This window comes from Sinobaca sp. TMA16-18 (assembly GCF_059510535.1).
In genome coordinates, this window is the sequence record NZ_JCAKFM010000003.1 from 274,600 (window position 1) to 296,039 (window position 21,440).

Below are 21,440 nucleotides of genomic sequence, written 5' to 3' on the forward strand. Positions count from 1 at the left end.
ATGGATACATGAGCCAAGTAACGCATCGTTCCAAAACAAGACCAGTAAACGTAGGAAATCTGGTTATTGGCGGCAATGATGAAATCATCATTCAAAGCATGACAACGACTAAAACACATGATGTAGACGCAACAGTGAGCGAAATTGACCGATTAGTAGAAGCAGGATGCCAAATCGTCCGTGTAGCATGTCCAGACATGCGTGCAGCTGAGGCAATCCCTGAAATAAAAAAACGTATTACTATTCCACTAGTAGTAGATATTCATTTCGATTACCGCCTTGCCCTTAAAGCTATTGAAGGCGGCGCAGATAAAATCCGCATCAATCCCGGTAACATTGGAAAACGCGAAAAGGTAGAAGCTGTCGTAAAGGCCGCTAAAGCAAAAGGCATTCCTATTCGTATTGGTGTAAATGCAGGATCCCTTGAAAAGAAAATTCTTGATAAATATGGTTACCCTACCGCGGACGGTATGGTAGAAAGTGCCTTGTATCATATCAGCATTCTTGAAGAACTCGATTTTCATGATATTATCGTATCGATGAAAGCATCCGATGTTCACCTGGCTATTGAAGCCTACGAGAAAGCTTCCAAAGCGTTTGATTATCCACTACACCTTGGTATTACAGAGTCGGGCACGCTCTTTGCCGGTACGGTAAAAAGCGCAGCAGGTCTCGGGGCTATTGTGAACATGGGTATTGGCAATACAATGCGTATTTCTCTAAGCGCAGACCCTGTGGAGGAAATTAAAGTAGGCCGTGAACTTCTAAAAACCTACGGTCTTGCAGCAAATGCAGCAACCCTTATTTCCTGCCCTACCTGTGGACGTATTGAAATTGACCTAATCAGTATTGCCAACGATATAGAAGAATATATTTCCACAATTAAAGCACCGATCAAAGTAGCCGTGCTTGGCTGCGCGGTAAACGGCCCGGGTGAAGCCCGTGAAGCCGATATTGGTATTGCCGGTGCACGCGGCGAAGGTCTTCTCTTCCGTCACGGAGAAATCATCCGAAAAGTGCCGGAAGAAATAATGGTTGATGAACTGAAAAAAGAAGTCGACATACTAGCAGAAGAACATTATAAAAAAGAAGCAGAAAAAGCAGCTTCGCTTACTAATTAACACATGACCCGGCCGGTCTGAATCCGGCTGGGTTTTTATATGTAAAACAGCGCACCCATTCGCGGATGCGCTGTTTTGCTTTTATGCCATCACTTTGGACTTAGCCTGACACTCTTCGCAGTACCCGTATATTTCGAATTTATGGGATGTTACGGCAAAATCAGATTCTACGTTCTCTTCCAGCCAGTCCATCGGGCAGGAATGAATGTGCTTTGTTTTACCGCAGTCGAGGCAGATCAAATGATGGTGGTGCTGGGTTGTCGCGCAGCTGAAACGAAACTTTTTTTCTCCGTCCAGCTCCGTCATTTCCAGAATTTCTTTTTCAGCAAACAGTGATAAATTCCGGTACACCGTGTCAAAGCTCACTCCCGGGTAATCTTTCTGCAGTTCCACGAGTACATCCTTTGCGGACAAATACCGTTTTTCTTTAGAAAACAGCTCCAGCATATGCTCCCGCTTGCCTGTATATTTAAATCCGTCGCTTTTCAACTGTTCCAACGCCTGTTCTACGTTCATGCAAATCTCTCCCTTTTTCTCATAGACTTCAGCCGTTTTCCCGCTAATACCACAAGCAGAAGAACCGCGGAAAGAACAACGATCATGCCTCCGGTGGCAATGTTAAACTGGTATGAAAAATAAACACCGGCCAGAACGGCAGCTTCCCCGAACAGCACACTGAACAATAATAGCTTTTTGAAGCTTTTGGCTACGTGCAATGACGCTGCTACAGGCAGTGCAATTAATGCGCCTACTAACAAAATACCTACTACCTTCATAGACATGGAGATGACAAGCGCAATTAATAAAGAAAACAAAAAGTTGATTCTCTTTAAGGGAATGCCGGACACTTTGGCAAACTCCTGATCAAAAGAGACAGAAACAAACTCTTTAAAAAAGACAGCTAACAAAATAACGACGAGACCGGCCGTTCCCATAATAAACCAGAGGTCTTCCATCCGAACGGAGACAATACTGCCGAAAAGGTATTCGTACCATTCTGTGTAGCCGCTGCCGGAAGCGCTCATAATAACTGCGCTTACCCCCACTCCGGCGGATAAAATGATGGGAGCAGCAAGTTCCTGAAAACGATCATATATCTGACGGAGCTTTTCAATTAATAAGGAGCCGATGAGTGCAAACAAAAATCCCGTATACAATGGATTAATATCCGTCACTGTCCAAAGCTGGCCCATTAATACTCCTGCGGAGATACCTGTCAAGGTAACGTGGGAAAGCGACTCCGATATAATGGTAGACCGCCTTACAGCAAGAAAAGCCCCAACCATCGGAGCAATAGCCCCTACCAGCAGGGCAGCTATGATTCCACGTTCTATAAATGATAACTCTATCATGACATCAACTCTTCTATACGTATATTTTACAAGAAATAAACCAATGCGACAATTGAAAGGCTAGGCTTTTTTCCATTCCAGCGCTTTCCGGCCGCGGATTTTCCGGATTCCCATGCCTGCAGCTTTTCTGCTTCCTATAACGATCAGGAGAATACTAAGTGCAATGAGTACAATCATTCCTCCCGGCGCCACGTTCAGATAGAAAGCGGAAATCAGTCCGCTTATCACAGATATTTCCCCAATAATTACAGAGTATATAAACATCTGCTTGAAGCTTTTGGATAATTGAATGGCGGCTGCAACCGGCAGGGTAACCAGAGCCGATACGAGTAAAATACCAACAATTCTCATGGAAGATGCAATGACAAGCGCCGTCATAATAATAAATAAGAAATTCAGCCATTTGTTTGGTATTCCGCTGACTCGTGCCTGCTCTTCATCAAAAGCCAAAAACAGCAGCTCTTTATAAAATAAAAGCAGCAGTACAGTCACTACTACGAGCACCGTGGAAATAGCCGTTAAATCGGCCTTCGTTACAGCAAGGACGCTTCCAAATAAATAGTTGAATAAATCATTGTTAAACCCATCGGCGAGGGAAATAAACACAACGCCGAGCCCAATACCGGAAGACAAAATAATCGGAACCGCAATCTCCTGATAATGCTTGTATACGTGACGCAGTTTCTCCATTAAAATAGAGCCGCCTACTGAAAAGGCCATGCCCATATATAAAGGGTTTAACGCCTGCAGAAATACAACACTCTGGCTGAGCAGCAGATGAAATGCAATGCCTGTCAGCGTAATATGAGACAAAGCATCTGTCACAAGTGCCATGCGGCGGACAACAATAAACACGCCCAGGACCGGTGCCAGAAACCCAATAATAATGCCTGCTAAAAATGCGTTTCGTAAAAACTCGTAGTGAAAAAATAAATCAAACATTTAGTGGCCGCCTCCCCCATGTTCATGGGTCAGCAGATGCACATCATGGCCGTACAAAGAAGACATATCACTTTCTTCAAAATCTTTCGTACTGCCGTGAAAATGCAGGCTTTTATTTAAACAGGCGACTTTGGTTACGTAGCTCGTCATCGCTCCGACATCGTGCGTTATAAGCAGAAGCGTTATGCCTCTTTCTTTATTTAAATGACTGAGCAGTTCGTAAAAGGCTTGAACAGAAGCTGCATCCACTCCGACCGTCGGTTCATCAAGAATGAGTATCTTCGGGTCGCTGACCAGGGCCCTGGCAATGAACACCCGCTGCTGCTGGCCGCCGGAAAGTTCACCGATATTTCTATCTTTAAACTCCAGCATACCGACCCTGGTTAATGTTTGTTTAATTTTCTCTTTATGCGTCTTGTTCAAAAAACGAAACAAGCCGATTTTCCCATATAGTCCCATCGCTACAACTTCAAACACGGTAGCTGGAAAGCCGCTGTTAAAACTGTTTGCTTTCTGGGACACATAGCCTATTTGATCCCATGCTTTGAATTTTTTTAAAGGCACACCAAATAAGTTCACGGTTCCGCCTTCTGGAACCTGCAGCCCCAGTAGAATTTTTACAAGCGTGGATTTCCCGGATCCATTAGGACCTACCAGGCCGAGGAAATCTCCCTTTTTAATGTGCAGCGTAATATTTTCAAGAACAGGCTGACTTGCATAATGAAAAGACACCTGATTAACCGAAATAATAGAAGATGATGCTGAAGCTGTTTTATTCATGTGGAGGCTCCTCCCCCTTTTAGTTAATGATTATCCGTTAAGAACCATTACGATTTGACTCACCAAGTATACAGGAGGAAATGAGAGATGTAAATATTCGCTGCTTCCTGTCATACTATATCTATATGAAGAAAAAGGAGACAATATCATGCTGAAGAAAATCGCTGTAATTGACATAGGTTCCAACTCGATTCGAATGGTTATTCATGGAATGAACGGAAAACGAGGCCTTCGGGAATTACATAACGTAAAGGAAGTGGCCCGGCTGAGCTCGCATATGGATAAGAAAAATAATTTAACGGATGAGGGCTTCAGCATTCTTCGTTCTGTCCTCCTCCGCTTTCAGGAAGTAATTGCCTTTCATGAAGTTGAAATCGTTCAGGCCGCCGCCACGGCAGCTATTCGAAATGCTTCAAACTGCGAAGAAATTATTCAGTTCATAACAGATGAAACGAACATGCCCGTGCGTGTGCTCAGCGGAGATGAAGAAGCCTACTACGGTTTTCTCGCTGTCCAGCAGTCTACCTTTTTAAATGACGGTATTACTGTTGATATCGGCGGCGGCAGTACGGAAATCACGCTGTTTCAAAACAAGAAAATTATTCATTCCCACAGTTTTCCATTTGGTGCTTTAACGTTAAAAAAGGAGTTTGTGGATTCTTATAAAAAAGAACATAAGGCATTGGAAGCTATTAAGGACAAAGCCAAAAGTGAATTCAAAACACTTCCCTGGCTCCTCTCAACTGAGGAGCTTCCGATTGTCGGCATAGGCGGCAGTGCCCGTAACCTGTCTTTAATCCACCAGGCGTCTATCGATTACCCTCTTTCCGGTCTGCATCAATATACAATGACACCGGATGATATGGAGTCTGTTATTGGACTTCTTTCCGATACGCCGGAAGAAAAGCGCGACTCTATCGAGGGATTATCCAAAGACAGGTCCGATACCATTCTGCCGGCGGCTGTCATTATCCAATCGCTTATTGAATACACCAGTTCACCTTACTTTTTGATGAGCAATAAAGGGCTCCGTGACGGTTTATTAATGGAAGAAATGCAGAAAGAACATCCGGAGATCGAAACAAAAGAAGTCGAAGAAGAAAGCTTCTATCAGCTGAAAGAAGAATTTGAAGTCAATAATGTCAACGTAGATCAGGTAGGTTTTATTGCCGACAACTTATACACGCAGCTTCTGCCGCATCTTCCAGAGGAGCTCATTGCAAACAATCAGCAGGAATTATTAAGAAAAAGTGTAAATGTTCTCTATATTGGGGAATATATAAGCTACGAAGCCAGCAGCCAGCATACTTTTTATTTGTTAACAAACCGATCCATTGACGGCGTTTCCCACCAGGATCGAATGGCTATGGCGTTTATCGCTTCTTTTAAGTCCAAGTCATGGCTGCAGTCCTTTTCCAAACCGTTCAAGCAGCAGATAGATGATAAACTTCTTACACAGTATGAACTGCTTGGCAGCATCTTAAAACTTGCGTATGCCCTGAACCGCACAAACCGGAACGTTATTGACCGGCTTGAGGTTCAAAGCGAGCGCAAAGAACTGCACTTCACTTTTTACAGTTCCAAGGATATTTCTCCTGTATTTGAAATGATGAAAAGTGAAAAGCACAAAAAACATTTAGAAAAAGTGCTTGACCGTCCTATCACTCTTCACTTTTTGTAATAAAACATTCATACGGGGTTTACATTCCTGTGCTAATGTTTGCTTTGGAGCCTTCTTTGCGCTTCCAGAATCAATAATAAAGAAGAGCCGTCTGCAGAAAGGAAGATCAGCCTATGACACCCCCTAAAAAACAATCCATTGACTTCAGCTCTCCCGCCTACTACAACAACAGAGAATTAAGCTGGCTCTCTTTTAATGAAAGAGTTCTTCAGGAAGCAGTGGATGAAAGAACTCCCCTTCTTGAACGGCTTAAGTTCCTTGCTATATTCAGCTCCAATTTAGATGAATTTTTTTCCGTGCGGGTAGCTGGATTGAAAGACCAGGTAAAAGCCGGTTACAACCGGCCTGAAAATAAAGCCGGACTGACACCGAAACAACAGCTCGCAGCGATTACAAAACGAACAAGCGCACTCGTGCAGAAACAGGATGTCTTCTTTACAGAAACCATCCTGCCGCTTCTGGGCAAGGAAGGCATCCAATTACTAAGCGTTCAGGAGCTGAACAACCGCCAGCAGACCTACGTGGAAAATTATTTCCGCAGCTATGTATTTCCGGTTTTAACTCCTATGGCTGTGGACAGCTCAAGGCCTTTTCCTATGCTTTTGAACAAATCGCTTCATTTGGCCGTGAGACTTCAGCATAAACATGACGAAGAACAGGCAGAGAGCTTCGCGATCGTCCAAATCCCCGCAGTGCTTTCACGATTCATTGAGCTTCCGGCCGCCTCCGGGGAAAACCGTTTTATGCTTTTAGAGCACTTATTAATGGAATATATGCCTGAATTATTTAAAGGCTATGATATTATCAGTGTTTCCCCTTTTCGAATCACAAGAAATGCTGATTTAACTATTCACGAAGAAGGAGCCCGCGATCTTCTTCAGGAAATAGAAAAGGAATTGAGGAAAAGGCGCTGGGGGGCCGTCATTCGTTTGGAATACCAAAAAGGACTGATGGATGAGAAAACCCTCCGTTACCTTGTACAGACCCTTCATGTCCACGAGGACGATGTCTACAGGACAACCGGTCCGCTGGATCTGTCATTTCTTTTCGCACTGTATTCGAATTTATCCGAGGAACGGGAGCATCTTGTCGATGAAACGCTTATTCCCCAGACCCCGGAAGATCTTATTGATGAACCCGATATTTTTGAAGCTATTGAAAAAAAGGATATCTTTTTTCATCACCCCTATGAATCGTTTCAGCCGATCGTGGACTTCATTACGGCTGCCGCCCATCATCCTGAAGTGCTTGCCATTAAACAGACGCTTTACAGAGTCAGCGGAGATTCCCCGATTATTAAAGCACTGCTCGAGGCAGCTGATAACGGCAAGCAGGTTACGGTACTCGTAGAACTTAAAGCGCGCTTTGATGAAGAAAACAACATTATCTGGGCAAAAAAACTGGAAAAAGCCGGCGCTCACGTTATTTTCGGGGTCAGCGGCTTAAAAACACACAGCAAAATTACGCTTGTAGTGAAAGAGCATAAAGGAAAAATTAAACGCTATGTTCATTTGGGTACGGGAAATTATAACGATTCGACCGCTAAACTGTATACTGACATGGGAATTCTTACGATGAACACTTCTTTTGGAGAGGACGCGACGAATTTCTTTAATCATATCAGCGGGTTTACAAAAAAGCCGAAATGGAATCAGATATCCACGGCGCCGACGGACCTGCGTGATGACCTTCTTTCTTTAATCGACCAGGAAATCGCCTACCAGAAAAAGCACGGCGACGGTCGTATTATCGCTAAGATGAATTCATTAACGGATAAGCCGCTTATCCTGAAACTGTATGAAGCTTCAGCAGCCGGCGTTAAAATCGACCTGATTATCCGGGGTATCTGCTGCTTAAAGCCCGGCATAAAAGGCGTCAGTGAAAATATTTATGTTATCAGCATCATTGGTAGGTTTCTGGAGCATTCCCGTATCTTCTTTTTCCATTCCCATAAAGAAGAAAAAATGTACTTATCATCGGCCGACTGGATGACAAGGAATATGGATAAGCGCATCGAAATTATGTTTCCCGTTTTTTCGCCCCCTATAAAAAAACGGTTGAAGAAAATCCTTGAAACGTATTTAAAAGACAACGTAAAAGCAAGGTACCAGGATAATACCGGCACCTATCATTATGTTAAATCAGATCATAAAGCCGTGAACAGCCAGCTTGTATTTCATGACTGGGCCTCACGCTTTGTTGATTCAGATGGAGAGTAAATATGTTATAACAAAAGGACCCCGGCTTCCTGCCGGGGTCCTTTTTAGATTGTCGAGAAATCACTCCATCAAGTATATCTATACAGGATCTGAATTCTTTAGAACGTCTGTCAACAATGAAGCAAAAAACAGGGGGAGACTCCTGCAGAACAGCCATCGGCGAAGATAAAGAGGACGATTTTTTCCTCTTTAGCTGAGACATGGCCTGCGGAAAGCGACCCCGTACAGTTTTTTTATAAAAATACGTGTTTTCTGCCTTTTTCAACAGCCTGAAAAAAAGCCCCGACTGTTCTGCCGGGGTCCTTTTGTTCATTTATTCCGTGGCGACCAGCTCCTGGCCTTCTGCTTTTTCCTGTATTTCCACGGCGTACCAGCTTTTGGCATCACCGTTTTCTTTCATGTAGGCATTCATTCCTGCTACACCCCGGTGGTAGGCCGTTAAGGCTTTATTCCAGTCTCCATCATATTTGTTGTGCAGATAATCAAGATACTCTACCGATAACCGCATGGAATAATACGGATTGTAGAGAAATTCTTTTTCATAATCGATGTCTGCCATGTCTGCAATCCATGGTCCGGTGTTGGTCATGAATTGTGCCATTCCATAGGCCCGGCCGTATTTCGTTTCCGGCCCTACGAGATCAGGATCAAACGTTTCGCCTGTCTCTACACTGAGCAGTTCGTATACAATGGCCGGGTCAATGTCTTTATTATGTGCATGATAAGACATAAATACGCCCCAGTCTTTTTTGAACAGCCCATCGCTTTTTTCATAAAAGTCTTCCGCTTCATCTTCCGCTTCTTTCAACTCATGATACGTTATTTCACTGCTGATCGGCTGGATTTCCTCCGGATATAATTCTTCTGCTTCCATTTTTTCTGCACGTTCCAGCTCTTCCTGCTTTTCATCCAATACGTCTAAATGCTGATGAACCTGCTCTTTTTCTATTCCACTGAGCATGAACAAAAATGGGATCGCCAGTATCGAAAATTCACTCGTTACATTCACGGTAAAGTCCCCCTGTTTTTCGCCTTGCTGCTTGTAGGCTTCGGTTTTTTTCTCACGTTATAAGGTTTTACCGGAACTTACGCAAAAAGTCAAGGGGGCCGCAGCGGCCTTCCTTGACTCCCATTTTTCTTTATATGCGTGTTACGTATACTGTCCCAGGACTTCGTCTTTTAAATTTTCATTGAAAGTCTGTTCGGATAACATTTGAATTTCATGATGGTACGGCGGTTTTTTATCCTTTTTTTCTTCACCGATATACGGTGTTTCCAAAATCTTTGGAACGTCTTTAAATCTCTCGTGGTGAACAATTCGATTCAAGGCTTCGAAGCCAATATAGCCAAAGCCGATATTTTCATGACGGTCCTTATGGGCCCCAACATCATTTTTACTGTCGTTAATATGGAGCACCTTTAAACGATCCAGCCCAATCAGGCGGTCAAATGACTCCAGTACGCCGTCAAGGTCATTGATAATATCATAACCGGCATCATGCACGTGACATGTGTCAAAGCAGACGGATAGCTTATCATTATGATGAACCCCGTCAAAAATAGCAGCGAGCTCTTCGAACGTTCTTCCACATTCCGAACCTTTGCCGGCCATTGTTTCAAGCGCTATCTGCACGTTCTGCTCCGGGACAATAACTTCGTTGAGTCCTTCGATAATCTTCTTGATTCCTTCATCCGGTCCTGCTCCGACATGGGCACCCGGGTGCAGCACAATTTGTTTTGCACCGAGTGCTTCGGTCCGCTGGATTTCAGACGTTAGAAAATCAACGCCGAGCTGGAACGTTTCCGGCTTTGTCGTGTTGCCGATATTAATAATATAAGGTGCGTGCACGACTACTTCCTTAATACCGTTTTCCCGCATGTGCCTGGTGCCTTCTTCAATCTGCAGGTCTTCAATCGCTTTACGGCGGGTATTCTGCGGAGCGCCTGTGTAAATCATCATAGCCGTAGCATTATAAGAGGCGGCTTCTTCACTCGAACCGAGCAGCATTTTCTTGCCGCTCATGGAAACATGGGATCCTAGTAGCATGTGGGGTTTTCTCCTTTATCAGCGCTTATCTTTGCGTTTATTTAATCTTTTCTCACGGCTCTGCTGATGGCTGAGCTCCTGCTGGGCTTTTTTCTTGTAGCCCGGTTTTACGTTTTTCGGTTTTGGTTTTTTAGGCAGTGCCTTCTGGTCCTGCTTTTTAGATGCGGCACGGAAACTTTTCCGGTCCACTGTTTTTACGAACTCCCCTTTGCGAAGCTCGACCAATTCACACTTTATACCTTTCTTTTCAAGCTTTTGAAGAGAGGCCAGCTCATCTTTTTCGATAAGGGTATAAGCTTCTCCGCTCAAACCGGCACGTCCCGAACGGCCGATACGGTGGACATAATATTCCAAATCGGTAGGCAGGGTGTGGTTAATAATGTGCGTAATACCCGGAATATCCACTCCGCGTGCTGCCAGATCGGTAGCCACTAAATACTGGATTTCCAAACTGTGCACCCGGCGCATAACCTGTTTTCTTTCTCTCGGAGACAGTCCTCCGTGAAGAACGTCTGCATTCAATCCCTTTTCAAGGAAAGCCGCATGCACTTCATCTGCTTCTTCTTTCTTATTGGCAAATACAATTGCTAAATAAGGCTGAATCGAGGAAGCGATACGTACCGTTTCTTCTGTGCGGTCCTTATGCTTAAGCGGTAGAAAGTAGTGATTGATTTCTCTTGGTGCGGCTGACTTGGGGTCAACGTGCACGTGTTTTGGATTGGTCATATACTTTTTCAAAAATGGCTGCAGCGACTCTGGAATGGTAGCGGAAAAGACCATCATCTGCAGGCTGTCCGGCATTAATGCGGCGACTGGATCGATGTCTTCAATAAATCCCATATCAAGCATTTGGTCCGCTTCATCAATAACGAGCATCTTTACGCGGTGAATATCGATGGACTGGGTTTTCACCATATCCCGTAACCGTCCCGGAGAAGCGACGATAATATGAGGAGTATTCTGGAGCTTTTCGATATCACGTTTACGATCGGACCCTCCAACGACACGCTGGGAAGTAATCATTCGGTCTTCCGGCTGTTCGGCAAGCAGTCCTTTTAGAACTTTATTAATCTGTTCCACCAGCTCTCTGGTTGGGGCAGTAATAACGGCCTGGACTTCTTTTACTTCCGGCTCTATTCTTGCTATGATGGGGAGCAGAAATGCCAGGGTTTTCCCGGATCCCGTCTGGGACTGCCCAATGACATCCTTACCATTTATAACAGCTGGAATCAGCCTTTCCTGAATGTCTGTAGGAGAATTTAATTTCTGTTTCTCCAGTGCCTCTATTAGAAAAGCAGGCAGTTTGTATTGCTCAAAAGCTTTCATATTCATGTTTGTTCCTCCGTCTTTGATTACCCTGTGGGTATCCTATTGAACCGACCCCTATTTTATCACAAACTGCGCTTCTTCACAGGGTTCCTGTCCATATTCTCCACTTCGTCCTGCTTTTCATTTTATAAGGAAGCTAGTATACTATAAGGGACATGCTAAATGCATGCAGAACCCGTCCCGGTATAACAGCCGGGACAGGATAACGGAAGTATGTTTCAGAGGAGGCAGTTATGGAAGTATTAAAAATTTCACCCCGCGGTTATTGCTACGGAGTGGTTGACGCGATGGTAATGGCACGACAGGCTGCAAGCAACCTGGACCTGCCGCGCCCCATCTATATCCTGGGAATGATCGTTCACAACAAGCACGTTACAGATGCATTTGAAGAAGATGGTATCATTTCACTCGACGGAGAAAACCGTGTGGACATTCTAAAGCAGGTAGATCACGGTACCGTCATTTTCACAGCTCACGGCGTCTCACCTGAAGTACGCCAAATTGCACAGGAAAGAGGGCTTACAACTGTCGATGCCACCTGCCCTGATGTTACAAGAACGCATGACTTAATTCGTGCCAAGCGCGATGAAGGCTTCGATATTATCTATGTAGGCAAAAAGGGGCACCCCGAGCCTGAAGGAGCCATCGGCGTGGCACCTGACGTCGTTCACCTTGTGGAGACGCTTGATGATGTAGAAAATCTCAACATCCAATCAGATAAAATCATTATTACCAATCAGACGACGATGAGTCAGTGGGACGTTTCCGACATTATGAATCGTGCGATGGAAAAGTATCCAAAAGCTTCGATTCACAATGAAATCTGCATGGCAACGCAGGTCCGTCAGGAAGCCGTTGCTGAACAGGCCAGCCAGACGGAACTTGTGCTCGTAGTCGGAGACCCGAAAAGTAACAACTCCAACCGTCTTGCCCAGGTTTCCGAACAGATTGCCAATACCCCGGCTCATCGTATTTCTGACATCAGCGAACTGCAGCTGAGCTGGCTTCACGGCATTAAAAAGATCGGTGTTACATCCGGTGCATCCACCCCTACACCTATTACGAAAGAAGTAATTACCTTCTTACAGCAGTACGACGAAAACGATCCAACTACTTGGAAAACAGAGAAAAAAGTAGAAGGATCAAAAATCCTTCCTAAAGTGAAAGCGAAAAAATAAAGAGGCCATGCCGGCCTCTTTTTTTATATGAATAAAAACGGCTCCGTCGATGCTTCGGAAGCTATCCATTCAACACCCTCTATACGATTATCGTCTAACTTCTCCATATAACGCTTTGTACCGGTTTTCATGATTTTTTCGACATTGTGTCCCGGATCTATCATACTGAGCCCGTCTAACATCGCGTCCTGGGCGGTATGATAATAAATATCCCCGGTTAAATAAATATCGGCGTTCTTAAGAAGAGCCTGCTTCCAGTACTTATTTCCGTCCCCGCCCAGAAGTGCCACTCTCCGGACTTTTTTATTCCGGTCTCCTACTACACGCACTGCCGGCACCTCAAACTGCTGCTTTACATAGTCAGCAAAAGTTCCTATGGTCATCTCTTCCTGCAGTAGACCTACTCTGCCCAGCCCCAGTTCCCTGCCTTTTACATCTAACGAATAAACGTCATAGGCCGGCTCTTCATAAGGGTGGGCATCAAGCATAGCCTGCTTGACCCGGCTTAATTTCCCTTCAGGTACGATCGTTTCGATCCGCATTTCTTTTACATATTCCTGACGGCCGGACTCTCCAATAAATGGATCTGCATCAGCTGCCGGCATGAACGTCCCTGTGCCTTCCACAAAAAAGCTGCAGTGGCTGTATTCTCCCAAACTGCCGGCTCCCGCATCGCCGATGGCTTTACGAACAACGTCCGTATGGGACTCAGGAGAAAACACGACAATTTTTTTCATTTTTTCCGTCTGGGTTGGCGCCAGCACTTCCACACTTTGGAGACCCAAAGCATCTGCCATCATATCGTTTACTCCTCCAGGCGCAATATCCAGATTCGTGTGTGCGGCGTATACAGCAATATTGTTCTTTATACATTTTTCAATCAGCGGTCCCTGACCATAATCCGTATCAATTTCTGTAAGGGGACGAAATATGAGGGGATGATGCGCAATAATCAGCTCTGCTCCTGCAGAGATAGCTTCTTCGATCACCTCATTTGTGACGTCCAATGCAACCAGCACCCTGCTTACCGGTTTATGAAGCGTACCGAGCATCAGCCCCACCCGATCTCCTTCGACCGCATAAGCACGCGGGGACCATTCTTCAAATACATCAATAATTGTGCGGCCATTTACTTCTTGTGTCATGAAAATACCTCCTTATACCAATCCTGTTTTTCCTGCAGGAGTTTCTTTTTACTTTGAACATGTTCTTTGCTTTCAGCTTTATCTATCTGCCTGCTGATAGATTCCCAATTTTCTTTTTCCCTTTTCCACTGGTTTATAAAAGCCGTTTCTTTTTTTTCAGCAAGAAATGGGCCGAACAACAACGCCGCTCCCCGGCTTATACCTGCCTGCCTGTATGGCTTTTCGGGGTCTCCCTTTTTAGCAGCAAGAATTTCATAGTACTGATTTTCTTCTTCAATCATGCATTCATCCGTAAGCTCCCAGTTGTTGGCCAAAAGCCACTTCCGGACTTCCACAGCTGCTACATTCGGCTGAAGCACAAGCTGGGAAGGCAGTTCATTTATCAGCTCTCTGCCCTCTTCGAGAATGGAAACAATTAACGGGCCTCCCATTCCGGCTATCATGATCGTATCGATGTTGTCCTCTTTTTCCAGCACGGAAACGCCGCTTCCCATGCGAAGTTCAATTTGGTCTTCCATCTCATACTTTTGAATATTTGTTCTGGCTGCTGCAAGCGGCCCTTCACGCAGATCAGCAGCAACGGCTTTTCTGGATTTGTTCTGCCGGCATAAATAAATCGGCAGGATACCGTGATCGGTTCCGATATCTGCTACGTCAGCGTCCTGTTCTACCAATGCCGCAATCGCAGCAAGCCTTTTAGAGATTGTTATATTTATCATATCGGCTTTCCTTTCTATGTATAGGTCCTTCGTTATCGTACCATATCCGCCTCTTTTCTCCGCACAAAAAAACAAAAAGAAGGCTTCCCCTCTTTTTGTTTTATTCTTCTAGCGACATTAAGTACTCTGCTATTGCATCGCCTTCTTCGGCATTGGCTGCAATTCCGCCGGGCATGCTTCCGATGCCTTCCTGGGCAATAGTAGAAAGCTCTTCAGCTGAAAAATTGGACCCTGCATCATTGATAGCCGGGTACTCTCCCTGGCCTTCCAAGTTCTCGCCATGGCAGGAGATACAGTTTTCAGCGACCAGCTCTTCACCGTAAGCTACTGGATCTTCATCAATGGAAGCTTCTCCCGTTTCTTCTGCTTCTCTTTCTGCCTGCTGGTTCAATCCAATAAAAGATAGACCCAGTGTTAAAAGGAGACCAACAACAGCGATTAATAAAAATGGAATAAGCGGTTTTCTTTTCACACACTCTCCCCCTCTTCACTATGTATCAAATCATGTATACGTATTCTTTTTTATTTTACTTTATATTGAACAATTAAAAAAGGCTAAAACCAATATTTATGAGAGCGAATACATAAAGAAGGGAGAGGCTGCTGAAAAAGCAGCCCCTCTTTCAAAAAAACCTCACTGTCCTATTTGACTTATTCTTCAGTTTCCAGCCATTCATCGACTGTATCACGGTTTTCATCAATCCATTTTTGGGAGGCTTCTTCGGCTTCCATATCATTTTGCGCCACATCGAGCATTACCTGGTTCATATCTTCGGCTGTCCAATAGAAGTTATCAAGAATTTGATAGGCTTCCGGATTGTCTTCTTCCAACCCTTCTCTGACCATCGTCCGTATTTCACCGTCTGCTTCAAATACGCCTTCAGGATCTTCCAGGAATTTCAAATCGTACGTATTAAATTTCCAATGCGGCTGCCAGGCTGTTACGATTACCGGCTCTTCGTTATTGATCTTACCACCCAGTTCAGATGTCATGGCTGCGTCCGTACTCGCTAACAGCTCAATATCGAGGTCGTATACTTCCAGTGCCTCTTCTGTTGCCAGCATAATGCCCGCGCCGGCATCAATTCCGGTAATATGTTCTGCTGTGTCTGCTGTTATGTCTTCAATACTATCAATGTCCATGTATTCAGGTACGGCAAGCCCTGTTTTGTTTCCTTCCAGATTTGGTCCAAGATCCACCATCTCATCTCCGTAACGCTCGTACTCTGCGTCCATATCCGTTGGAAGCCAGGCTGCTACAAAACCATCGGCATCTCCATTAGCAACACTGCTCCACATTGGCGATTGGTCTACCTGTGTTAACGTTACGTCCTGACCGGCTTCTTCCAACACAAGTTTAATTACATTGGATGAAGCAATCTCTGATTCCCATGCCACGTAGGTTAAATTGACTTCACCGCCGCCTTCTTCTGACCCCTCTGACTCTTCACTTCCTCCGCCGCAGGCGGCCAGGCCTATTGTTAATCCACCTGCTATTGATAACCCGGCTGTTTTTTTCCACATGCTGTTCATCTAAATCCCCCTTTATTAAATTCAATAAATTAAAAATAAATTTAATTTTTAATGCAAAAATAAAAGCAAGAACCGTTATGCTTTCCCCTTTTTTCTCTGCAATAAAGTAATTGTCTCTTTTATCATACGTGATTTAGTCGAAAAGTCAAAAAAATATATAAGTTTTCATTAAAAAAAGCCGCCGGATCGGCGGCTTTACAGATATTTATTTAATCAAGAAAATCTTTCAAACGCTTACTCCGACTTGGGTGGCGGAGCTTCCGAAGAGCTTTTGCTTCAATTTGGCGGATTCTTTCTCTCGTTACACCAAATACTTTACCCACTTCTTCAAGCGTTCTTGTACGCCCATCATCCAGTCCAAAACGTAGACGAAGAACGTTTTCTTCACGATCTGTCAGCGTATCAAGTACATCTTCAAGCTGTTCTTTGAGAAGTTCATATGCTGCAGCATCAGATGGAGCCAATGCTTCCTGATCTTCAATAAAGTCGCCGAGATGGGAATCGTCTTCTTCACCAATTGGTGTTTCAAGAGAAACCGGCTCCTGGGCAATCTTTAAAATTTCTCTTACCTTATCCGGTGTTAAGTCCATTTCTTTGGATACTTCCTCCGGAGAAGGCTCGCGTCCAAGGTCTTGTAGAAGCTGACGCTGGACACGGATCAGTTTATTGATCGTTTCCACCATATGCACAGGAATCCGAATCGTTCTCGCCTGGTCGGCAATCGCGCGTGTAATAGCCTGTCTGATCCACCATGTAGCATAGGTACTGAATTTATACCCTTTGTTGTAGTCAAACTTTTCAACGGCTTTGATCAGCCCCATATTGCCTTCCTGAATTAAATCGAGAAAGAGCATGCCGCGTCCAACATAACGCTTGGCAATAGAAACAACAAGACGGAGGTTTGCTTCTGCAAGTCTGCGCTTGGCTTCCTCGTCTCCTTCTTCAATAAGCTTCGCCAGGGACACTTCTTCTTTCGCAGAAAGCAGGTGCACGCGTCCTATTTCTTTTAAATACATACGAACGGGATCATTAATCTTAATGCCCGGAGGAACGCTCAGGTCATTGAGGTCGAGTTCTTCCTCTTTAGCTACACGATCCATGCTTGGAACAACTTCTTCCCCTTCGTTGAGAATATCTACTCCCTGCTCGCCGAGGTATTCAAAAAATTCATCCATTTGCTCTGAATCCTGCTCATAAGGGGCAAGCTTCTCAGAAATTTCCGCATAGGATAAATTTCCACGTTTTTTACCTGCTTCTAGTAATTGTTCTTTTACTTGATCGATGGACATATCGCCTTCCGCCAATGGGCGGATCGGTTTCTCAGCCATTCGATCCCCTCCTTCCGTTCATCTCATTAATTCCATTATTTATCTCTATTGTTCATTATTCTAATGCAGTTAGAATTTGATTCTAGCATATCTCTGCCAGTGGATTCCAATAAACTGCCTGCAAAAAAATAGGGCTATTTTCCTTTATGGAGAGAGAGGAATAGCCTGGAAGAACCGCTGTTATAATCCTGATGATTTACGAAGCTCCAACAGCTCCATAGCAAGCCTGAGGGCAGTTTCATAATCTTTTCTTTGTTCTGCTTCTTTGATCTTTCGTTCTTTCTCTTTAACCAATACCCTTTCCGGGTATCTCTTAATCTGATAGACATAGTCAGACATTTCATTTTCCGATAAATCAGCCTGAATGTCAAGCAATGATATCTCCGATACAATATTTCTAAGTTCCCCGTCTTCTAAATAGGATAAAAATTCACCGGCATCCGGGTCATTTCCTTCAGCATAATAAGCATAGAGGTGGGCCGCTATTGCCATATGAGCATCAAAGTTAAATTCTCCCCCAAGTACTTCCTGCACCCGAAACGCGGTGTTCTGATCCTGCAGCATATGGGCGATTAACTGCTTTTCTGCGTTCATATAGGCCGGAAGCAGCTGATTCTTCTTATAAGAGTTGGGTTCCGGCATCGGCGCCGGCGGCGGTTCTTCCATATACGAAGATGGAGGCCGGTTTGGTTCCCGGCGAACCTTGGTGAGCCGGTCTTTTTCTTCATTCAGTGCATCGAGAGATAAAGAAAATTCTTCTGCCAGCTGCCTCAAATAAATATCCTGCTCTACAGCACCAGGCAGTTTTACTATTTCCTTAATTACGGTTTCGACGTAAGCCAGTTTATCTCCTTCATTATTAAGGTTTTTATTTTTACGCAGGTATTTCATCTTAAAAGAAGTAATCGATACAGAAGAAGATAAGATATCCTTTTTAAATTTTTCGCTTCCGTGTTGTCTAATATAATCATCCGGGTCTACTTTATCAGGCAGCAGAGCTACCTGTACATTCACTTTTTCTTTTTCAAACAAAGCCGCTGCTTTCCAGGCCGCTTTCTGTCCGGCTTCATCTCCGTCATAGCATAAAAGAACCTGGTCTGTATTTCTTCTGATCCACTGTACCTGTCTTTCAGATAAAGAAGTCCCCAGTGCGGCCACGCCGTTGGTTATTCCTGCACCCGCTGCTGCAATAACATCTGCATAGCCTTCAAAAAGAACAGCCTGGTTTTTTTTACGTATTGGACCACGGGCCAAATGAATACCATAGAGTGATTCATGTTTTAAAAAGATGGAGGTTTCCGGTGAATTTAAATATTTCGGTTCCTGTTCGCCAAGGGACCTGCCCCCGAACGCCTTCACTTTTCCTTTGGCGTTATGAATAGGAAACATAATCCGGTGCCGGAAACGATCATATACATCCCAGCTTGCTTCTCTTCTGAATAGAAGTCCCCCGTTCACCATTTCCTCTATATCAAACTCTCTTTTTTCAAGGAGCTCCTTGAGCATTCTCGGTTGATTGGGAGAATAGCCCAGCCGGAAGGTTTCCATCTGTTCCACCGTAACGCCTCTGTTCAGCAGGTATTCATATGCTTCTTTTCCCTGTTCGGTATTCATTAAAAGATGATGGTAATACCTTGCGGCAAGTTCATGCGCTTCCCACAGCGGACTGGCCTCTTCTTCTTTCTGATAAGCCGTCCCCGCCTGTTCCGGAAGCGGAATATTTGCTTTTCCGGCCAGTTTTTCAACTGCTTCTACAAAAGGGAGGTTTTCTTTTTCCATTACAAACGTAATGGCATTTCCTCCGGCCCCACAGCCAAAGCAGTGGTACAGTTGTTTATCTGATGATACCGTAAATGATGGGGTTTTCTCATTATGAAAAGGGCACAGCCCTGAATAGTGCTTACCTTGTTTTTTCAGGGAGACATAGTCACTGACTACATCAACTATATCCAGGGAGTCCCGGATTTCATTAATTGTTTGTTCAGGGATACGTTGTGCCATTTTCTATCCTCTTCCTTTACAAGCAGCCTATTGGGACATACCGCTGTGCCTTGCCTCCAGAAATGAGGCAAGTGACTCTTTAAACTGTTTTTTATCCGCTGCTTTTAACGGCGGCGGGCCCTTTTTCTTAAGCTTTCCCTGCTTAATCAGAAGGCCTTCATATCTTCCGGCAAGAAGCGTATCTATTTCTTCCTTTCGGAATACTCGTCCTTTCGGGGAAAGAACGGCCGCTCCTTTTTGCAGAAGCAGCGCAGCGAGGCCGTGATCCTGCGTGATCGCAATATCTTCTTTTTTCATATGGTTCATTATATACATGTCGACCGCTTCCGGGCCGCTGTCCACCATAACTGCTTTGGAATAATACGGTTTGGAGGAAACATGGTCGTAGCTGTGCACGAATAATGAAGGGATCTGCCGGGCTTGTGCAAGTGCATCAATTTCTTCTTTGACAGGGCAGGCATCTGCATCCGTATAAATTATAATAGGTACCGCCTCCGCTGTGAATGTGAAACAACTGCCGGCGTCTGATAGTACGGCAGCAGTTGTTTATTATTTTTGAAACATATTGGAAATTAAATTAGCAGTTTCTTCTACTGCTTTATTGGATACGTCGATCACTGTACAGCCGATTTTGTCCATTATTTTCTCTGAGTAAACAAGTTCCTGATTAATACGGTCCAGGCTTGCATAGCTTGCTTCCGGTCGAAGACCAAGTGCTTTCAATCGTTCGGCCCGGATATTGTTAAGCTTTTCCGGACTGATTCGCAGGCCGATACATTTTTCCGCCGGAATCTTATAAAGCTCTTCCGGAGGCTCAACTTCAGGGACTAAAGGCACATTTGCCACCTTAAGCCTTTTGTGGGCCAGATACTGCGACAGTGGGGTTTTTGAAGTTCGGGATACACCTACAAGCACAATATCGGCTTTCATGATGCCGCGTGGATCTCTTCCATCATCATATTTCACTGCAAATTCGATCGCTTCCACTTTGCGGAAATAATCTTCATCCAGGCGGTAAACCAGCCCCGGTTCATACTTTGGCTGCGTATTTGTCATGTTCACCATTTTATCGAGCATCGGGCCGATAATATCCACTGTCTCTACTCCGGCTTCTGCAGCGCGCTCCAGTAAGTATTGATTTTTATCGGGAATCACTAAAGTGAACGCAATCATCGCATGTGCTTCTCTTGCCAGTTCAATTACTTCATCAATAGTGCCCTCATCTTCTACGTAGGGAATCCGGCGTATTTCCATTCCTTTTTCCCCAAATTGGCTGGCTGCAGCCTTTACTACAAGCTCAGCCGTTTCTCCAACGGAATCAGACACTACATAAACGATTGGTCTTGGTTTTGTTTTTACCATAGTTCCTCCCTTTCCAGATGCCTCCGTACGTTCGTCACATGTCGTCATGGGCCAGATCAACAAGAAGTTTTGTAATGTTTGTTTTTGTTACTCTTCCTGTCACTTCCATTTCCCCATTTTTCTGGTCCTTTACAACAGGAAGTGCATCAATTTGTTTTTCGATCAGCTTGCTGGCTACTTCTATAATTAAATCATCTTTGCTGCAGACCGTTATATTAGGCATTCTTGTCATAATAATGCTTACCGGCATTGCTTCGAGCTCCTGCTTGCCGATACTGGCACGCAGCAGATCTTTTCTGGAGAGCACCCCGACTAAAGAGGACTTCCCATTAACAACAAAGAGCGTTCCCACATCTTCAAGAAACATGGTTACGATCGCATCATACACAGAGCTTGCATCGTTTACGACAACGGGTATGGATTGATATTCGTTTACCGTAATCTGCCTGATTTTTTCATTAAGCAGCTGCGTGCCTGTTTTCCCTGTATAAAAATAGCCGACTCTCGGCCTAGCATCGAGATACCCGGACATTGTAAGAATCGCCAGATCGGGCCGGAGAGTTGCTCTCGTAAGAGAGAGCTTGTCTGCAATATGCTCTCCGGTAATGGGCCCTTCTGCTTTTACAATATCTACTATAAATTCTTGTCTTTTTGTTAATTGAATGGTCAACACCGCCTTCATAACATACGACATGCTATGTTA

At 44.5% G+C, this 21,440-nt stretch carries 20 protein-coding genes; 4 read left to right on the plus strand and 16 right to left on the minus strand.

Annotated elements, in window-relative coordinates; translation table 11 throughout:
- The first annotated feature begins 8 nt into the window (after positions 1-8).
- Positions 9-1,121, plus strand: coding sequence for a flavodoxin-dependent (E)-4-hydroxy-3-methylbut-2-enyl-diphosphate synthase (gene ispG / locus AC5W14_RS07660; RefSeq protein ID WP_496058741.1), 1,113 nt, complete (start codon positions 9-11; stop codon positions 1,119-1,121).
- Positions 1,122-1,202: 81 nt separating this feature from the next.
- On the opposite strand, the gene AC5W14_RS07665 is transcribed toward ispG, so the two are convergent.
- The 4 genes from AC5W14_RS07665 to AC5W14_RS07680 are packed head-to-tail and all read right to left on the minus strand — an operon-like array spanning position 1,203 to position 4,195.
- Positions 1,203-1,637: a Fur family transcriptional regulator gene (locus AC5W14_RS07665; RefSeq protein ID WP_496058742.1), complete on the minus strand. Its 435-nt coding sequence runs from the start codon at positions 1,635-1,637 to the stop codon at positions 1,203-1,205.
- Positions 1,634-2,473, minus strand: a complete 840-nt coding sequence (locus AC5W14_RS07670) for a metal ABC transporter permease (RefSeq protein ID WP_496058743.1) — start codon at positions 2,471-2,473, stop codon at positions 1,634-1,636. Before AC5W14_RS07670 ends, AC5W14_RS07665 begins: the two co-directional genes overlap by 4 nt.
- Positions 2,474-2,533: 60 nt before the next feature.
- Entirely contained in the window at positions 2,534-3,415 is an 882-nt protein-coding gene (locus AC5W14_RS07675; RefSeq protein ID WP_496058744.1) for a metal ABC transporter permease, read from the minus strand.
- The gene (locus AC5W14_RS07680) at positions 3,416-4,195 is read right to left on the minus strand and encodes a metal ABC transporter ATP-binding protein (RefSeq protein WP_496058745.1); all 780 of its coding nucleotides are present in this window, start codon (positions 4,193-4,195) and stop codon (positions 3,416-3,418) included. It abuts the gene before it with no gap.
- A 148-nt stretch (positions 4,196-4,343) separates the two neighbouring features.
- On the opposite strand from AC5W14_RS07680, the gene AC5W14_RS07685 reads away from it, so the two are divergent.
- Together AC5W14_RS07685 and AC5W14_RS07690 are read left to right on the plus strand one after the other, a co-directional pair.
- A complete protein-coding gene (locus AC5W14_RS07685) occupies positions 4,344-5,876 on the plus strand; it encodes a Ppx/GppA phosphatase family protein (RefSeq protein WP_496058746.1) in 1,533 nt (510 codons plus the stop codon).
- A gap of 113 nt (positions 5,877-5,989) precedes the next feature.
- Positions 5,990-8,095, plus strand: a complete 2,106-nt coding sequence (locus AC5W14_RS07690; protein ID WP_496058747.1) for an RNA degradosome polyphosphate kinase — start codon at positions 5,990-5,992, stop codon at positions 8,093-8,095.
- 313 nt (positions 8,096-8,408) lie between these two features.
- Here the strand turns inward: AC5W14_RS07690 and AC5W14_RS07695 are convergent, their stop codons facing one another.
- The 3 genes from AC5W14_RS07695 to AC5W14_RS07705 form a co-directional block, all read right to left on the minus strand.
- Complete coding sequence (locus AC5W14_RS07695) at positions 8,409-9,104, minus strand: lytic transglycosylase domain-containing protein (protein ID WP_496194059.1); 696 nt, start codon at positions 9,102-9,104, stop codon at positions 8,409-8,411.
- Between the two features lie 141 nt (positions 9,105-9,245).
- Positions 9,246-10,142 (minus strand): deoxyribonuclease IV, encoded by an 897-nt coding sequence (locus tag AC5W14_RS07700; RefSeq protein ID WP_496058749.1) that lies wholly within the window; start codon positions 10,140-10,142, stop codon positions 9,246-9,248.
- An 18-nt stretch (positions 10,143-10,160) separates the two neighbouring features.
- Entirely contained in the window at positions 10,161-11,474 is a 1,314-nt protein-coding gene (locus AC5W14_RS07705) for a DEAD/DEAH box helicase (RefSeq protein ID WP_496194060.1), read from the minus strand.
- Between the two features lie 230 nt (positions 11,475-11,704).
- Here AC5W14_RS07705 and AC5W14_RS07710 point away from each other — a divergent pair, with 230 nt between their 5' ends.
- Positions 11,705-12,649: a 4-hydroxy-3-methylbut-2-enyl diphosphate reductase gene (locus AC5W14_RS07710; RefSeq protein ID WP_496058751.1), complete on the plus strand. Its 945-nt coding sequence runs from the start codon at positions 11,705-11,707 to the stop codon at positions 12,647-12,649.
- Between the two features lie 23 nt (positions 12,650-12,672).
- Here AC5W14_RS07710 and AC5W14_RS07715 read toward each other — a convergent pair whose 3' ends face one another.
- The 9 genes from AC5W14_RS07715 to ccpN form a co-directional block, all read right to left on the minus strand.
- Positions 12,673-13,794 (minus strand): Nif3-like dinuclear metal center hexameric protein, encoded by a 1,122-nt coding sequence (locus tag AC5W14_RS07715; RefSeq protein ID WP_496194061.1) that lies wholly within the window; start codon positions 13,792-13,794, stop codon positions 12,673-12,675.
- Positions 13,791-14,513: a tRNA (adenine(22)-N(1))-methyltransferase gene (locus AC5W14_RS07720; protein ID WP_496194062.1), complete on the minus strand. Its 723-nt coding sequence runs from the start codon at positions 14,511-14,513 to the stop codon at positions 13,791-13,793. The genes AC5W14_RS07715 and AC5W14_RS07720 overlap by 4 nt, the downstream gene beginning before the upstream one ends.
- Before the next feature lie 100 nt (positions 14,514-14,613).
- Complete coding sequence (locus AC5W14_RS07725; RefSeq protein WP_496058754.1) at positions 14,614-14,985, minus strand: c-type cytochrome; 372 nt, start codon at positions 14,983-14,985, stop codon at positions 14,614-14,616.
- A 179-nt stretch (positions 14,986-15,164) separates the two neighbouring features.
- Positions 15,165-16,046, minus strand: a complete 882-nt coding sequence (locus AC5W14_RS07730) for a glycine betaine ABC transporter substrate-binding protein (RefSeq protein WP_496058755.1) — start codon at positions 16,044-16,046, stop codon at positions 15,165-15,167.
- 209 nt (positions 16,047-16,255) lie between these two features.
- A complete protein-coding gene (rpoD, locus tag AC5W14_RS07735; protein WP_496058756.1) occupies positions 16,256-17,374 on the minus strand; it encodes an RNA polymerase sigma factor RpoD in 1,119 nt (372 codons plus the stop codon).
- Between the two features lie 180 nt (positions 17,375-17,554).
- Positions 17,555-19,375 carry a DNA primase gene (dnaG, locus tag AC5W14_RS07740; protein WP_496058757.1) on the minus strand — a complete coding sequence of 607 codons (1,821 nt, stop codon included), beginning with the start codon at positions 19,373-19,375 and terminating at the stop codon, positions 17,555-17,557.
- Positions 19,376-19,402: 27 nt separating this feature from the next.
- On the minus strand, positions 19,403-19,858 hold the full coding sequence (locus AC5W14_RS07745) for a YaiI/YqxD family protein (RefSeq protein WP_496058948.1): 456 nt from the start codon (positions 19,856-19,858) through the stop codon (positions 19,403-19,405).
- Positions 19,859-19,924: 66 nt separating this feature from the next.
- Positions 19,925-20,737, minus strand: a complete 813-nt coding sequence (locus AC5W14_RS07750; protein WP_496058758.1) for a pyruvate, water dikinase regulatory protein — start codon at positions 20,735-20,737, stop codon at positions 19,925-19,927.
- Positions 20,738-20,771: 34 nt separating this feature from the next.
- On the minus strand, positions 20,772-21,419 hold the full coding sequence (gene ccpN / locus AC5W14_RS07755; protein WP_496058949.1) for a transcriptional regulator CcpN: 648 nt from the start codon (positions 21,417-21,419) through the stop codon (positions 20,772-20,774).
- Positions 21,420-21,440 lie beyond the last annotated feature (21 nt).

Coding starts and splice junctions, on each gene's coding strand:
- ispG (WP_496058741.1), top strand. CDS start 9: ATGAGCCAAGTAACGCATCGTTCCAAAACAAGACCAGTAAACGTAGGA.
- AC5W14_RS07665 (WP_496058742.1), bottom strand. CDS start 1,637: ATGAACGTAGAACAGGCGTTGGAACAGTTGAAAAGCGACGGATTTAAA.
- AC5W14_RS07670 (WP_496058743.1), bottom strand. CDS start 2,473: ATGATAGAGTTATCATTTATAGAACGTGGAATCATAGCTGCCCTGCTG.
- AC5W14_RS07675 (WP_496058744.1), bottom strand. CDS start 3,415: ATGTTTGATTTATTTTTTCACTACGAGTTTTTACGAAACGCATTTTTA.
- AC5W14_RS07680 (WP_496058745.1), bottom strand. CDS start 4,195: ATGAATAAAACAGCTTCAGCATCATCTTCTATTATTTCGGTTAATCAG.
- AC5W14_RS07685 (WP_496058746.1), top strand. CDS start 4,344: ATGCTGAAGAAAATCGCTGTAATTGACATAGGTTCCAACTCGATTCGA.
- AC5W14_RS07690 (WP_496058747.1), top strand. CDS start 5,990: ATGACACCCCCTAAAAAACAATCCATTGACTTCAGCTCTCCCGCCTAC.
- AC5W14_RS07700 (WP_496058749.1), bottom strand. CDS start 10,142: ATGCTACTAGGATCCCATGTTTCCATGAGCGGCAAGAAAATGCTGCTC.
- AC5W14_RS07705 (WP_496194060.1), bottom strand. CDS start 11,474: ATGAATATGAAAGCTTTTGAGCAATACAAACTGCCTGCTTTTCTAATA.
- AC5W14_RS07710 (WP_496058751.1), top strand. CDS start 11,705: ATGGAAGTATTAAAAATTTCACCCCGCGGTTATTGCTACGGAGTGGTT.
- AC5W14_RS07715 (WP_496194061.1), bottom strand. CDS start 13,794: ATGACACAAGAAGTAAATGGCCGCACAATTATTGATGTATTTGAAGAA.
- AC5W14_RS07720 (WP_496194062.1), bottom strand. CDS start 14,513: ATGATAAATATAACAATCTCTAAAAGGCTTGCTGCGATTGCGGCATTG.
- AC5W14_RS07730 (WP_496058755.1), bottom strand. CDS start 16,046: ATGAACAGCATGTGGAAAAAAACAGCCGGGTTATCAATAGCAGGTGGA.
- rpoD (WP_496058756.1), bottom strand. CDS start 17,374: ATGGCTGAGAAACCGATCCGCCCATTGGCGGAAGGCGATATGTCCATC.
- dnaG (WP_496058757.1), bottom strand. CDS start 19,375: ATGGCACAACGTATCCCTGAACAAACAATTAATGAAATCCGGGACTCC.
- AC5W14_RS07750 (WP_496058758.1), bottom strand. CDS start 20,737: ATGGTAAAAACAAAACCAAGACCAATCGTTTATGTAGTGTCTGATTCC.
- ccpN (WP_496058949.1), bottom strand. CDS start 21,419: ATGAAGGCGGTGTTGACCATTCAATTAACAAAAAGACAAGAATTTATA.